Here is a 13,558-nt window from a genome sequence, read left to right on the forward strand (position 1 = left end):
ATGTCTCCTTGTCGTTATGCATTCGTTTTGCGTTTTTTTCTGCATGCGGATGCTGCGTGCTTCTACGGCTCGTACTTTGACTGGTCTCCCCGACTTCTCTCGAAGAAAAAAGGGCGTTCGCCAGTGTAGCCGCACGCGTGGCGCGCGGCATCCGGCGAAACCCTTCAGCGCTTGCGTGTCACTGCTGCGTCACTGCTCGCCGTGGAGCGACGCCACCGCCTGATCGATCGCACCGAAAATCGACTTGCCCGCTTCGTCGAGCATTTCGATCTTCACGCTGTCGCCGAACTTCATGAATTCGGTGCTCGCCTGGCCGCTTTCGATCATTTCGAGGCAACGCTTCTCGGCGATGCAGCAGTAGCCGCGCTTGGCGTCCTTGTTCGAGACCGTGCCCGAACCCACGATGGCGCCCGCGCGCAGATTGCGCGTTTTCGCGGCGTGAGCGATCAACTGGCCGAAGTGGAACACCATGTCCGTGCCCGCATCGGGCTGACCGACCTTCTTGCCGTTCCAGTGCACGATGAGCGGCAAATGCACGCGCCCTTCGCGCCAGTGTTCGCCGAGTTCGTCGGGCGTAACCATCACCGGGGCGAACGCGCTGGCCGGCTTGCTCTGGAAAAAGCCGAAGCCTTTCGCGAGTTCCGCCGGAATGAGGTTGCGCAGCGAGACGTCGTTGACGAGCGTGACGAGCCGCACGGCCCTGAGCGCTTCGTCGGGGCTCGCGCCCATCGGCACGTCGCCCGTCACGACGGCGACTTCGGCCTCGAAGTCGATGCCGAACGCCTCGGATGCGCACACGATGTCGTCGCACGGTCCGATGAAGTCGTCGCTGCCGCCCTGGTACATGAGCGGGTCGGTCCAGAACTCGGCGGGCATTTCGGCACCGCGCGCGCGGCGCACGAGTTCGACGTGATTCACGTACGACGAGCCATCCGCCCATTGGTACGCACGCGGCAGCGGCGCCATGCAGTCGCGCGTGTCGAAGCTGAACGCGTTGCGCGCGCGCCCGTAGTTCAACGCGTCATACAGCTCGGCGAGCTGCGGCGCGTAGAAGCGCCAGTCGTCGAGCACGCGCTGCAGCGTGGGCGCGATCGCGTCGGCGATGGCGGCGCTGCGCAGGTCGCGGGAAACGACGATCAGTTGCCCGTCGCGGGTGCCGTCCTTCAGCGTGGCAAGTTTCATGGAATCAGACGTGAGTGACGATAAGGGAAATGTATTCTACGATGGTGAATCGGCGGGGCCCAAGCGGGGCGCGCCGCACGCCCTCAGTTGCCGTACATCGAACACCACAACGCCTCCATGCCGCCTACCGTCCGATCCGCCTCGCCACGCGCGAGCGCCACAGACGCCACGAACACCGAAGATCTCGCCGACGCCCTCGACACCGCCGAAGCCCCGGAAGGCTCTGAAGGCCCCGAAGCCGGCGAAGAAAAGCTGCGCTCGGGCATCCAGTCGATCGAAGTGGGTTTTCGCCTGCTCGAAGTACTTACCAGCGAGCCGCGCGCGATGATGCTGCGCGACCTCGCGCAGCGTGCGGGCATGAGCCCGGCGAAGGCGCATCGCTATCTCGTGAGCTTCATGCGCCTCGGCGTCGTTGCGCAGGACCCGCTTTCGGGCCGCTACGAACTGGGCGGCTTCGCCTTGCAGCTCGGCCTTGCCCGTCTGGCGCGCGTGGACGGCGTCAAACTCGCGCGCATCGCGCTCACCGAATTGCGCGACGCGCTCGACATTACCGTGGGCATCGCCGTGTGGGGCAACCAGGGGCCGACCGTCGTGCACTGGCTGGAGTCGAGCCACCCGGCGAAAGCGTCGCTCAAGCTCGGCGACGTCATGCCGATGCTCAGTTCCGCCACGGGCCTGCTGTTCGCCGCCTACCTGCCGCGCAGCAAGACCGCCCCGATGATCGAGCGCGAACTCGCGGGCGCGCAGCACTACTCGTACGGTTCCACGCCGCGCACGGCAGAAGCGCTCGAACGCGCACTCGCGCAAGTGCGCGAGCATGGCGCCGCCCGCGTGGAAGGCATGCTGCTGCCGACCATCCACGCGTTCTGCACACCCGTGTTCGACGCGAGCGGCGAACTCGCGCTCGGGCTCATCGCGCTCGGTCACGAAGGCGCGTTCGATATCGCCTGGAACGGCGCCGTGGACACCGCGTTGCGCGGTTGCGCCGAGAAACTGTCGTACGAATTGGGGTACAGTCCGACGCCGCGCTGAACGCTGGACAGCCCGGGCGGGTTGCATGTGACCCCGCCTCGCGCGGCGTCGGGCTTTCTGCGCGTCCCCGGCACGTTGTGTCACAGTAACGTCCGACAGATACAGACTGACGAACCGCCGATGTCCACCCCCGCCGCCCCGCGCGAGGCTCGCCGCCTCGACACCGACTCACGCAGCTCGCAGCGCTCGCGCGCGTGGCGCTGGGTCGGCGTGTTCGTCGCGGTCACGGCGCTCCATTGGCTCGCGGCCGAATGGTTCGAGCGGCATCACGGCGCGCCGCCGCCGGTCGCGCACGTGCGTGTGCCGGTGCAGGTGGCGCTTCTCAAGCCAGAGCGCATCGAGCGCGAGGCACGGCCCGCGGGCCCGGCGGCGGCGCCCGCGCATGCCGCGCCCAAACCCGCGCCAAAGCCTGCCGAGCCGCATACGCTGCATGCTGTCGCGCCGCCGAAACCGCACCCCAAAGCGCCTGCCTCGCCGCCGGATACGCAAGCGGCGCCTACGCCCGCAGCCGCTTCAGAAGCCGCCGCGAGCGCCGACGGCTCGAGTGACAAAAACGGCACGGCAAGCACCGCGCCCGGCAACGGCAAGCAGCCTTCGGCGCAAGCCACGCAGGCCTCGCATGGGCTGAAGTTTTCGGTGCCCCCATCGGGCGAACTGCAGTACGACACGTTCTATAACGGCGTGCGCAATCAGCCCGGCACGATCCACTGGTCAAGCGACGGGCAAGCCTACGAGATGGTCGTGCGCGTGCCCCTGCCCTTCGTCGGCGAGTTCAGCTGGACGAGCAAGGGCCGCGTGGACGCCTTCGGCCTCGCGCCCGATCAGTACATCGAAAAGCGCGGCCATCGCCCTTCGGATGTGACGATTTTCAATCGCACCGACAAGCAGATCGTGTTCACGCGCACGCCCAACTCGCTCGCGCTGACCGACGGCGCGCAGGACCGCTTCAGCATGGTGATGCAGCTCGCGAGCCTCGTGCGCGGCGACCCCGACGCGTACAAACCGGGCGTCACGCGCGAGTTCTATGTCGCGGACAACGACAGCGGCGAGACCTGGCCCATCACCACGATCGGCGACGAAACCGTGAGCACGGATCATGGCTACGTCACGGCTCGCCACTTCATGCGCCTGCCGCGCCGCGAGGGCGACAAGCGGCGCATCGACGTGTGGCTCGCGCCAGCGCTCGGCTGGCTGCCCGTGCGCCTCGTGCAGACCGAGCCGAGTGGCAACCAGTTCGAACTGGTGTGGCGTGGCGCGCTGACGGTGCCGAGCGCTGCGAACGCGCCGACGCCCGAGCCCTCGACGGCCGCGCCCACGACCGCCGCGACGCCCAACGCCACACCCGACACAACATCGCCACAATCCGCAACACCGCAGACTGCGCCAGACTCTGCGCCGCAGCCGCAATCGCCAGAGCAACCGGCGCCACCCGCCAATGCGCAGACAGAATCACCGTCGCAACCGTCCGCGGATGACGAACCGTCCCCCGCCTCGCCGGGCGCAATGCCCGAGCATCCCTGAGCGCGCCACCGCACGCAAACGCACGCATCGCCCGATCCAGCCGGCCCGCTTCACGACACAAACGCGTGAAATGGCGCATACTGGAATCGAGCCATGCGTCAAGGATCGCAAGGCGTTGCGCGCAGCATGAAGGGCCAAAAACAAGCAGACGAAACACGGCAACACGACACCGCGCGCAACTAGCGAATCAACGAACGGACCAGCACCAGCAAACCGATACAACGCTGCAAAAGACGGACAAAATCGGCACAACACAATAAACGGCGCAGCAAACAGGGACGCGACACACAAGCTAACGAACATCGCATCGCGCATCGTCTGCGCGCCCCAGGCGCGCGGATTGCTCCACCAGCATCGCGTGCATGCAGTACCTCGCAAACGGCTTGACTCCCAGCCTGGAAGGCGAAGGAGGAACCCATGCAAGTGACTGTCAACGGCATCGATACGCACTATGTCTTCGACGACAGGAGCGGTGGGCCCGCGCTGGCGTTCATTCATCAACTGGGCGGCGACCTTGGCGTGTGGGACACGCTCGCCGGACATTTCCGCCATCGTCACAGCGTGCTGCGCTATGACGTGCGCGGGCATGGCGCAAGTGCGGTCGCAAGCGAGCCCTTCGGCTTCGTGGATCTCGCCGCCGACCTCGATGCGCTTTTCGACGCAACGGGTGTCGAGCATGCCCATCTCGTTGGCATGTCGATGGGCGGCATGATCGCGCAGCAGTTCGCGCTCGATTACCCCGAACGCGTAACGACGCTCACGCTTTGCGACACGGCGAGCCATACGCCGGCACAAGCGCGCGAAACGTGGAACGAGCGCGCCGCCACCGTGCGCAGCGACGGTCTTGGCGCGCTCGTCGACGCGACGATGGCGCGCTGGTTCACCGCCGACTTCCGGCACACGCATGCGCCGACTGTCGAGCGAATTTGTGACGTTTTATTACGGACCCCTGCAGAAGGCTATGCGATGGCCTGCGAGGCGCTACGCGATTTCGACGTGGAAAAGAGGCTCGCGCAACTGCGCGTGCCGACGCTCGCCGTGGCAGGCCGCCATGACAGCGGCACGCCGATGGCCATGACGCAGGCGCTGGCAAGAGCGATAGAAGGGTCGCATTTCGTGGTGCTCGATGCCGCGCATCTGGCCCCGGTAGAGGAGTCTCACCGTTTCACCGCGTTGCTCGAAACGTTTCTCAAGCAGTTGGTCTAAGCAGTTCGAAGTAATAGTTCGAAGCAAATGCATCATGGCAGTGGCAGCAGACGCAGTTGAGAAGTGAAGTATAAAAAGGGAGAGCAGTCCACATAAGAGGTGATGCGGGACCCACCCCTTGAATTCCAGAACGAACGCTCCAAGTATTGACCGAGAAGGTCAGGGAGCACAGGAAAAAGGAGTGTCGCCATGCAAATGATCTACAACAGTCCCAACTATTGCGTCGTCGAGTTCCCACCGCAGGACGGCCACAGCGCCATGCGCGCAGGCGGCTACGAGATCGTCGACAAAAACGCACGCCGCGAGATCTTCATCGACGGCGTGATGGCGGCACGTTTTCGCGAAGACGTGCAAAAACTGATGGACGCAGACCAGTCGCTCGACGAAGTCGACGAATTCCTCGGACAGTTCGACAGCCTCATGCAGCAACCCGTTGTGCTTCACTGACGCTAGCGCACCCCGCGGCACTCAACGCGCAGCGTCCTTCACACGAAACCCCGCCCGGCTTGCCTGGCGGGGTTTTCTTTTGGCCGCTTCGTTTGCCCTTGCGCGCACGCCGCCACGGTTGCTCGCGCGCGACGCCGCAGGCAGCGGCCCATTGCCGCAGCGGCTACAATATGAGGTTTCCCAGTTCAACCGGCACCACGCCCGCCCGCGATCCATGAACCAGCCCGCAGCCCTTGCCTCGCGCCCCGCCGGGGACGCCAAATACACGCGCGGCGCAGCGCTTCCCGCGCTGCTCGCCTCGCGTATCGTGATCCTCGACGGCGCAATGGGCACGATGATCCAGCGCTACAAGCTCGACGAAGCGGCATACCGCGGCGAGCGCTTCAAGGACTACCCGCGCGACATCAAGGGCAACAACGAGCTGCTCTCGCTTACGCAACCGCAGATCATCAGCGAGATTCACGAGCAGTATCTCGCGGCGGGCGCGGACATCATCGAGACCAACACGTTCGGCGCGACCACGGTGGCTCAGGACGACTACGGCATGGGCGAGCTGGCCGTCGAGATGAACATCGAGTCGGCGAAACTCGCGCGCGCCGCATGCGAGAAGTATTCGACGCCGGACAAGCCGCGCTTCGCCGCAGGCGCAATCGGGCCGACGCCGAAAACAGCGAGCATCTCGCCCGACGTGAACGATCCGGGCGCGCGCAACGTCACGTTCGAAGAGCTTCGCCGCGCGTACTACGAACAGGCGAAGGCGCTCATGGATGGCGGCTGCGACCTCTTTCTCGTCGAGACGATCTTCGACACGCTCAACGCCAAGGCCGCGCTCTTCGCGCTCGACCAGCTCTTCGAAGACACGGGCGAGAATCTGCCGATCATGATCTCGGGCACCGTTACCGACGCCTCGGGCCGCATTCTCTCGGGCCAGACCGTCGAGGCGTTCTGGAATTCGCTGCGCCACGCGAAGCCGCTCACGTTCGGCCTGAACTGCGCGCTGGGCGCGGCGCTCATGCGCCCGTACATCGCCGAGCTGGCGAAGCTGTGCGACACCTACGTCTCGTGCTATCCGAACGCAGGCCTGCCCAACCCGATGAGCGACACCGGCTTCGACGAAACGCCCGCCGACACCTCGACGCTGCTCAAGGAGTTCGCAAGCGCCGGTCTCGTGAACGTGGCGGGTGGCTGCTGCGGCACGACGCCCGAGCACATCGCGGCCATCGCCCGGGCGCTGGCCGAAATCAAGCCGCGCCGCTGGCCCGGCCAGTACCGCGACGCCGCCTGAGAACACGTTCGATCGCTGCTTCCGAGTCCCGCTCCAAACAACATACGATCCGGTCCCACGCCATGACTGACCATACCCTGCGCCTTTCCGGCCTCGAACCCTTCAACGTGACCGAAGGCACGCTGTTCATCAACGTGGGCGAGCGCACCAACGTGACCGGCTCGAAGGCCTTCGCGCGGATGATCCTCAACGGCCAGTTCGACGAGGCGCTCGCGGTTGCGCGCCAGCAGGTCGAAAACGGCGCGCAGGTCATCGACGTCAACATGGACGAAGCCATGCTCGACTCGAAGGCGGCGATGGTGCGCTTCATGAACCTCATCGCCTCCGAGCCCGATATCGCGCGCGTGCCGATCATGATCGACTCGTCGAAGTGGGACGTGATCGAGGCGGGCTTGCAGTGCGTGCAGGGCAAGGCCATCGTCAACTCGATCTCGCTCAAGGAAGGCAAGGAGCAGTTCGTGCATCACGCGAAGCTGATTCGCCGCTACGGCGCGGCGAGCGTGGTGATGGCGTTCGACGAGCAGGGCCAGGCCGACACGTTCGCGCGCAAGACCGAGATCTGCAAGCGCTCCTACGACATCCTCGTGAACGAAGCGGGCTTCGCACCCGAGGACATCATCTTCGACCCGAACATCTTCGCAGTGGCAACGGGCATCGAAGAGCACAACAACTACGCGGTGGACTTCATCGAAGCCACGCGCTGGATCAAGCAGAACCTGCCCTACGCGAAGGTGAGCGGCGGCGTGTCGAACGTGTCGTTCTCGTTCCGCGGCAACGACCCGGTGCGCGAGGCCATCCACACGGTGTTCCTCTATCACGCCATCCAGGCGGGCATGGACATGGGCATCGTCAACGCGGGCCAGCTCGGCGTGTACGCCGACCTCGACGCCGAGTTGCGCGAACGCGTGGAAGACGTGGTGCTCAACCGCCGCGACGACGCGACCGACCGTCTGCTCGAAATCGCCGACAAGTTCAAGGCCGGCGCCGCGAAGAAGGAAGAGAACCTCGAGTGGCGCAACCAGCCCGTCGAGAAGCGTCTCGCGCACGCGCTCGTGCACGGCATCACGAACTTCATCGTCGAGGACACCGAAGAAGCGCGCGAGAAGATCATGGGCGCCGGCGGCCGGCCGATCAATGTGATCGAAGGCCCGCTGATGGACGGCATGAACGTCGTCGGCGACCTGTTCGGTCAGGGCAAGATGTTCCTGCCGCAGGTGGTGAAGTCGGCGCGCGTGATGAAGCAGGCCGTGGCGCACCTGATTCCGTTCATCGAGGAAGAAAAGCGCAAGCTCGCCGAAGCGGGCGGCGACGTGCGGGCGAAGGGCAAGATCGTCATCGCGACCGTGAAGGGCGACGTGCACGACATCGGCAAGAACATCGTGTCGGTGGTGCTCCAGTGCAATAACTTCGAAGTGGTCAACATGGGCGTGATGGTCCCGTGCAACGAGATTCTCGCGAAGGCGAAGGTCGAAGGCGCGGATATCGTCGGCCTCTCGGGGCTCATTACCCCCTCGCTCGAGGAAATGGCCTACGTCGCGAGCGAAATGCAGCGCGACGACTATTTCCGCGTGAAGAAGATTCCGCTGCTGATCGGCGGCGCGACCACCTCGCGCGTGCATACCGCGGTGAAGATCGCGCCGCACTACGAAGGCCCGGTCGTGTACGTGCCGGACGCGTCGCGCTCGGTTTCCGTGGCGTCGAGCCTGCTTTCGGACGAAGGCGCGACGAAGTACATCGACGAACTGAAGACCGACTACGAGCGCATTCGCGAGCAGCACGCCAACAAGAAGGCGCAGCCGCTCGTGACGCTCGAAGAGGCGCGCGCGAACAAGACGAAGATCGACTGGGCGAACTTCCAGCCTGTGAAGCCGAAGTTCATCGGCCGCCGTGTGTTCAAGAACTTCGACCTGAACGAACTGGCGAACTATATCGACTGGGGTCCGTTCTTCCAGACGTGGGATCTCGCAGGTCCCTATCCGCAGATCCTCAACGACGAGATCGTGGGCGAGTCGGCGCGCCGCGTGTTTTCCGACGCGAAGTCGATGCTTGCGCGCCTGATCCAGGGCCGCTGGCTGCAGGCCAACGGCGTGATCGCGCTGCTGCCCGCCAACACGGTCAACGACGACGACATCGAAATCTATACCGACGAATCGCGCAGCGAGGTCGCGCTCACGTGGCGCAATCTGCGCCAGCAGTCGGTGCGCCCCGTGGTGGACGGCGTGATGCGCCCGAACCGGTCGCTCGCCGACTTCATCGCGCCGAAGGACTCGGGCGTGGCCGACTACATCGGCATGTTCGCGGTCACGGCGGGCATTGGCGTGGACGTGAAGGAAGCGCAGTTCGAAAAGGACCACGACGACTACAGCGCGATCATGCTCAAGGCGCTCGCCGACCGCTTCGCGGAAGCGTTCGCCGAAGCGATGCACGCGCGCGTGCGCCGCGACCTGTGGGGCTATGCGGCCAGCGAAACGCTCGACAACGACGCGCTGATCGCCGAGAAGTACGCGGGCATTCGCCCGGCTCCCGGCTACCCGGCCTGCCCGGACCACCTCGTGAAGCGCGACATGTTCGACTTCCTGCAGGCGGGCGAAGTCGGCATGAGCGTGACGGAATCGCTCGCCATGCTGCCGGCTGCGAGCGTTTCGGGCTTCTACCTCGCGCACCCGGACAGCACGTACTTCTCGGTGGGCAAGATCGGCCAGGACCAGCTCGCCGACTACGCGCGCCGCATGTCGCTCTCCGACGAGGACGCCCGCCGCGCGCTCGCGCCGCAGCTTTAAGCTTCAATTCACAGACGGTACTGCGCGCCGCCCTTGTGCGGCGCGCTTCTTCCTGCTGCGCCCCTCCGCTTCACTACCCCCGTTGTCACCGCCCGACATACGCCATCCGGCAAGGTGAAAATTACGCGCGCGCAATTTTTCGGCTTTGTAAGATGGCCCGGCAAGACCCTCGTATGACCCGGCAGCACCTGCATGACGCCCGGCCACACGCGGCAACGCCGCGCCGGCTCGATCATCAGCAAATCCTTAAAACGCAAAATCGAAGCAACCTCGACGGAGAAATCGTATGAAGAAGCTGATGTTGATGTTGACCGCCTTCGGCGTGGCGGCGCTTGCGCAGCCGTCGTTCGCCCAGCCGGCCGCGCCGGAGCAGGCGAGCCCGGTAACGTCGTATTCGGCGCCTACCGAAAAGCACGTGAAGAAGCCGAAGAAAAAGAAGGTGAAGAAGTCGGAGGCCTCCGCTGCCGAGCCGGCGGCCGCCAGCGAGTAACGTGCGCCTAAGGTGAACAAAAGCAAAGAGCCCGCAACATTGCGGGCTCTTTGCTTTTGGAGCATCGGATCAGGCGGGGGTGCCCAGGCGGGCGCCACAAGCTAGCCAGCGCGCGTATTGGACGCAGCGCGACCACGCGCTTCCACGCTCAGGGACATCGAACAGGAAGCTCAAATGCCCCACAGAACGTCGTTGTCTTCCTTCTTCGCGGCGCGCAGCATGTCGAGGAAAGGAAAGGCGCGTTGCGCGAGGCCGACCGGCAGTTCGTGATGAGCGTGGTCGTCCTCGCCTTCGTGAAAGTGGCCTTCCTGCTCGTGGCGCTCTTTCTTGTCCGTGGCAATTGCCGCTTCGAGCTTGCTGATGGCGGTGTCGAGTTCGTCGTGGGTAATCACCCCGCGCGGACCGAGCCGCTTGCCAATGATGCCGAGAAGGTACTGTGCGAGGTTCTCCAGCATCGTGACGTCAGGCGCCGCGTGACATTTGAAAGTAACCAGCATGTCTGTTCCCTTTATGATTTTTTCGGATCTGCGCGTGACGTTCAGCCCTGCGAAGCCTGATGGGCCAAGGCGGCCCGTGTCGCGCTACCTCATTTCACATATTAGCACCTGCTAAAATCCGTCAGGACGGAATTACCCGCAGGGCGCGGCACCCGGACGTTCCGGCGTCAAAGACGCCGCCACGCCGCCTGCCGCAACGAGGCCGCCCGCGCATTGGCGCACGGTAGGCGGCCTGCCGCAAGGCTGACGCGCCCTCACCCGTATTCGGCGGTCCACGCCGGCAGCCAGAGGCCACATGCCTGAAGCGCCGGCCCCGCATCCCATTACCCGCACAGGACTTGCAACCAGCATGCTGCCCGCACAGAAACACACCCTGGAGACCCTGCTCGCGCAAGCCGTAGCCCAGGTGGCGAAGGCCACCGAAGGCGCGAGCGAAGCCGCATTCGTCGTGCCCGCGATCACGCTCGAGCGCCCGAAAGTCGCCGCGCACGGCGACGTCGCCTGCAACGTCGCGATGCAGCTCGCCAAGCCCATGCGCGCGAACCCGCGCCAGCTCGCCCAGCAGATCGTCGACGCCGTGCTCGCCCAGCCCGAGGCCGCAGGCCTCGTCGAGGCGGCCGAAGTGGCCGGCCCCGGCTTCATCAACCTGCGTCTCACCGCGAACGCGAAGCGCGCCGTGATCGGCGCCGTGTTCGAGCAGGGCGAGGCATTCGGCCGCTCGCAGCGCGAAGCCGGCCGGCACGTGCTCGTCGAGTTCGTCTCGGCCAATCCCACGGGCCCGCTGCACGTAGGCCACGGCCGTCAGGCCGCGCTCGGCGACGCCATCTCGAACGTGCTCGCCTCGCAGGGCTATGGCGTGCATCGCGAGTTCTACTACAACGACGCGGGCGTGCAGATCGGCAACCTCGCCGTCTCCACCCAGGCGCGCGCACGCGGCTTCAAGCCCGGCGACGCCGAGTGGCCCGAAGCCGCCTACAACGGCGAATACATCGCCGACATCGCGCGCGACTATCTCGCGGGCGAAACCGTCGCGGCCAAGGACGGCGAGCCCGTCACGGGCGAAAAGGATCCGGAGAACCTCGAAGCGATCCGCCGCTTCGCCGTGGCCTATCTGCGCCACGAGCAGGATCTCGATTTGCAGGCGTTCGGCGTGAAGTTCGATCGCTACTACCTCGAGTCGTCGCTGTACACGGAAGGCCGCGTCGAGAAGACCGTCGAGGCGCTGGTCGCGTCGGGCGAGACCTACGAGCAGGAAGGCGCGCTGTGGCTCAAGACCACGGACTACGGCGACGACAAGGACCGCGTGATGCGCAAGTCCGACGGCACCTACACCTACTTCCTGCCGGATGTGGCCTACCACGTCACGAAGTGGGAGCGCGGCTTCACGAAGGTCATCAATATCCAGGGCTCCGATCACCACGGCACGATTGCACGCGTGCGCGCGGGCCTGCAGGCGCTCGGCATCGGCATTCCGAAGGGATACCCCGACTACGTGCTGCACAAGATGGTGACGGTGATGCGCGACGGCCAGGAGGTGAAGATCTCCAAGCGCGCGGGCAGCTACGTAACGGTGCGCGACCTGATCGAATGGTCGGGCGGCGCGAACCCCGGCAGCGAAGTTTCGCCGGACTTGCTCGACGAGGCCACTATCCGCCGCGGCCGCGACGCGGTGCGCTTTTTCCTGATCTCGCGCAAGGCCGACACCGAATTCGTGTTCGACATCGACCTCGCGCTGAAGGAAAACGACGAAAACCCGGTGTATTACGTGCAGTACGCGCATGCGCGCATCTCGTCGATTCTCGGCGACTGGCAGGGCAAGTTCGGCGGCAATCTGGCCGCGCTGCCCAAGGTCGATCTCGCGCCGCTGTCGAGCGAGCGCGCGCTCGCGCTCATCGCGAAACTCGGCGAGTTCCCCGACATGCTCACGCATGCCGCCAGCGAACTCGCGCCGCACGCGGTGGCGTTCTACCTGCGCGAACTCGCCGCTGAGTTTCACTCGTTCTACAATGCCGAACGCGTTCTCGTCGACGACGCCGCCGAGCGCGACGCCCGCGTCGCCCTCCTCGCGGCCACGCGCCGGGTGCTCGCGAACGGCCTGGCCGTGATCGGCGTATCCGCGCCGGAGCGCATGTAACGAGACGCGCGAGACCCGCGCACAGAAACATGTTTGGGGCCGCCGCCTCGCGCGGACGGCCATTCCAGGATTCTCTTGTTTGCAGGTGATTCAGACGATGGCAAAACCGCGCCGCACTACAAAACAGCAGTCGAAGCAGTCCGGGGGAACCTTTCTCGGCATCGTGCTGGGCCTGATCGTCGGCCTTGCGATCGCGGTGGTGGTGGCGCTCTACATCACGCGCGCGCCCACGCCGTTCGTCTCGAAGGTCGCGCCGCCGGCCGCCTCCGACGTCAGCCAGAACAACGAGCAGGTCGACCCGAACCGCGCGCTGCAGGGCAAGTCGCCTGGCCAGCCGGTGCCGCAGGCGGCGCAAAGCACGCCGCCCAACACGGCGCCGGGCCAGACCACGAACCAGTCGCAGTCCTCGGGCATGCTCGAAGAGCCGCAAATCGTCGAAGTGCCGCCCTCGGGTGCGAACAACAACAGCGCCAACGGCGTAGCCGTTGCGCCGCAGCCGTCGACGGGTGAAACCGTCACGGGCGGCACGGCCATCGCGAAGAAGCCGCAGTCGGCCAGCAACTCGAACAGCGCGACCAACGCGACCAACCCGGCGCAGATTCTCGCGGGCAACCAGCCGCAGAAGCCCGCCAACGCGGTGCCGACGCCCCCGGCCGCCAAGCCCGGCAGCGCCACGCCCGCACCGGGCGACGCCAACACCGGCTACTTCCTGCAAGTGGGCGCGTACAAGACTTCCGGCGACGCCGAGCAGCAGCGCGCACGCCTCGCGTTCCAGGGGTTCGAGTCGAAGGTGACGCAGCGCGACGCCGGCGGTGTGACGTACTATCGCGTGCGCATCGGTCCGTTCACGAAGTTCGACGACATGAACTCGACGCGTCAGCGCCTGTCCGATGCCGGTATCGATACCGCCGTCATCCGCTTCACGAAGCAATAATCGCCGTTCCGCGCCGCGCACCCCGCGGCGCGGCGTCCTCTACGAGCAGC

11 protein-coding genes are annotated in these 13,558 nt (G+C 65.5%); 9 read left to right on the forward strand and 2 right to left on the reverse strand.

Annotated features, from left to right (window positions below; translation table 11 throughout):
- Window positions 1–189: 189 nt before the first annotated feature.
- A complete protein-coding gene (locus U5A52_RS07350) occupies window positions 190–1,182 on the reverse strand; it encodes a fumarylacetoacetate hydrolase family protein (RefSeq protein ID WP_321934376.1) in 993 nt (330 codons plus the stop codon).
- A gap of 117 nt (window positions 1,183–1,299) precedes the next feature.
- On the opposite strand from U5A52_RS07350, the gene U5A52_RS07355 reads away from it, so the two are divergent.
- The 7 genes from U5A52_RS07355 (at window position 1,300) to U5A52_RS07385 (ending at window position 9,943) form a co-directional block, all read left to right on the forward strand.
- Complete coding sequence (locus U5A52_RS07355; protein ID WP_321934377.1) at window positions 1,300–2,214, forward strand: IclR family transcriptional regulator; 915 nt, start codon at window positions 1,300–1,302, stop codon at window positions 2,212–2,214.
- Window positions 2,215–2,334: 120 nt separating this feature from the next.
- Window positions 2,335–3,735 carry a DUF3108 domain-containing protein gene (locus tag U5A52_RS07360; protein WP_321934378.1) on the forward strand — a complete coding sequence of 467 codons (1,401 nt, stop codon included), beginning with the start codon at window positions 2,335–2,337 and terminating at the stop codon, window positions 3,733–3,735.
- Between the two features lie 417 nt (window positions 3,736–4,152).
- The gene (pcaD, locus tag U5A52_RS07365) at window positions 4,153–4,941 is read left to right on the forward strand and encodes a 3-oxoadipate enol-lactonase (protein ID WP_321907530.1); all 789 of its coding nucleotides are present in this window, start codon (window positions 4,153–4,155) and stop codon (window positions 4,939–4,941) included.
- 189 nt (window positions 4,942–5,130) lie between these two features.
- Window positions 5,131–5,388, forward strand: coding sequence for a DUF3567 domain-containing protein (locus tag U5A52_RS07370; protein ID WP_158756783.1), 258 nt, complete (start codon window positions 5,131–5,133; stop codon window positions 5,386–5,388).
- A 214-nt stretch (window positions 5,389–5,602) separates the two neighbouring features.
- Entirely contained in the window at window positions 5,603–6,673 is a 1,071-nt protein-coding gene (locus tag U5A52_RS07375) for a homocysteine S-methyltransferase family protein (protein ID WP_321907528.1), read from the forward strand.
- Between the two features lie 11 nt (window positions 6,674–6,684).
- Window positions 6,685–9,453 (forward strand): methionine synthase, encoded by a 2,769-nt coding sequence (metH, locus tag U5A52_RS07380; protein ID WP_321934517.1) that lies wholly within the window; start codon window positions 6,685–6,687, stop codon window positions 9,451–9,453.
- A gap of 286 nt (window positions 9,454–9,739) precedes the next feature.
- A complete protein-coding gene (locus U5A52_RS07385; RefSeq protein ID WP_321907527.1) occupies window positions 9,740–9,943 on the forward strand; it encodes an acid-shock protein in 204 nt (67 codons plus the stop codon).
- A gap of 170 nt (window positions 9,944–10,113) precedes the next feature.
- Here U5A52_RS07385 and U5A52_RS07390 read toward each other — a convergent pair whose 3' ends face one another.
- Window positions 10,114–10,440 carry a DUF1840 domain-containing protein gene (locus tag U5A52_RS07390; RefSeq protein ID WP_321907526.1) on the reverse strand — a complete coding sequence of 109 codons (327 nt, stop codon included), beginning with the start codon at window positions 10,438–10,440 and terminating at the stop codon, window positions 10,114–10,116.
- 349 nt (window positions 10,441–10,789) lie between these two features.
- Here U5A52_RS07390 and argS point away from each other — a divergent pair, with 349 nt between their 5' ends.
- Window positions 10,790–12,574 carry an arginine--tRNA ligase gene (argS, locus tag U5A52_RS07395; RefSeq protein WP_321934379.1) on the forward strand — a complete coding sequence of 595 codons (1,785 nt, stop codon included), beginning with the start codon at window positions 10,790–10,792 and terminating at the stop codon, window positions 12,572–12,574.
- 79 nt (window positions 12,575–12,653) lie between these two features.
- Window positions 12,654–13,508, forward strand: coding sequence for an SPOR domain-containing protein (locus U5A52_RS07400; RefSeq protein WP_321934380.1), 855 nt, complete (start codon window positions 12,654–12,656; stop codon window positions 13,506–13,508).
- The last annotated feature ends 50 nt before the right edge of the window (window positions 13,509–13,558 follow it).

Origin of the sequence: Paraburkholderia sp. J8-2 (assembly GCF_905220195.1) — a bacterium.
In the GTDB taxonomy this organism is placed as follows: Bacteria; Pseudomonadota; Gammaproteobacteria; order Burkholderiales; family Burkholderiaceae; genus Paraburkholderia.

Coding starts and splice junctions, on each gene's coding strand:
- U5A52_RS07360 (WP_321934378.1), top strand. CDS start 2,335: ATGTCCACCCCCGCCGCCCCGCGCGAGGCTCGCCGCCTCGACACCGAC.
- U5A52_RS07375 (WP_321907528.1), top strand. CDS start 5,603: ATGAACCAGCCCGCAGCCCTTGCCTCGCGCCCCGCCGGGGACGCCAAA.
- pcaD (WP_321907530.1), top strand. CDS start 4,153: ATGCAAGTGACTGTCAACGGCATCGATACGCACTATGTCTTCGACGAC.
- U5A52_RS07350 (WP_321934376.1), bottom strand. CDS start 1,182: ATGAAACTTGCCACGCTGAAGGACGGCACCCGCGACGGGCAACTGATC.
- U5A52_RS07385 (WP_321907527.1), top strand. CDS start 9,740: ATGAAGAAGCTGATGTTGATGTTGACCGCCTTCGGCGTGGCGGCGCTT.
- U5A52_RS07355 (WP_321934377.1), top strand. CDS start 1,300: ATGCCGCCTACCGTCCGATCCGCCTCGCCACGCGCGAGCGCCACAGAC.
- U5A52_RS07390 (WP_321907526.1), bottom strand. CDS start 10,440: ATGCTGGTTACTTTCAAATGTCACGCGGCGCCTGACGTCACGATGCTG.
- U5A52_RS07370 (WP_158756783.1), top strand. CDS start 5,131: ATGCAAATGATCTACAACAGTCCCAACTATTGCGTCGTCGAGTTCCCA.
- argS (WP_321934379.1), top strand. CDS start 10,790: ATGCTGCCCGCACAGAAACACACCCTGGAGACCCTGCTCGCGCAAGCC.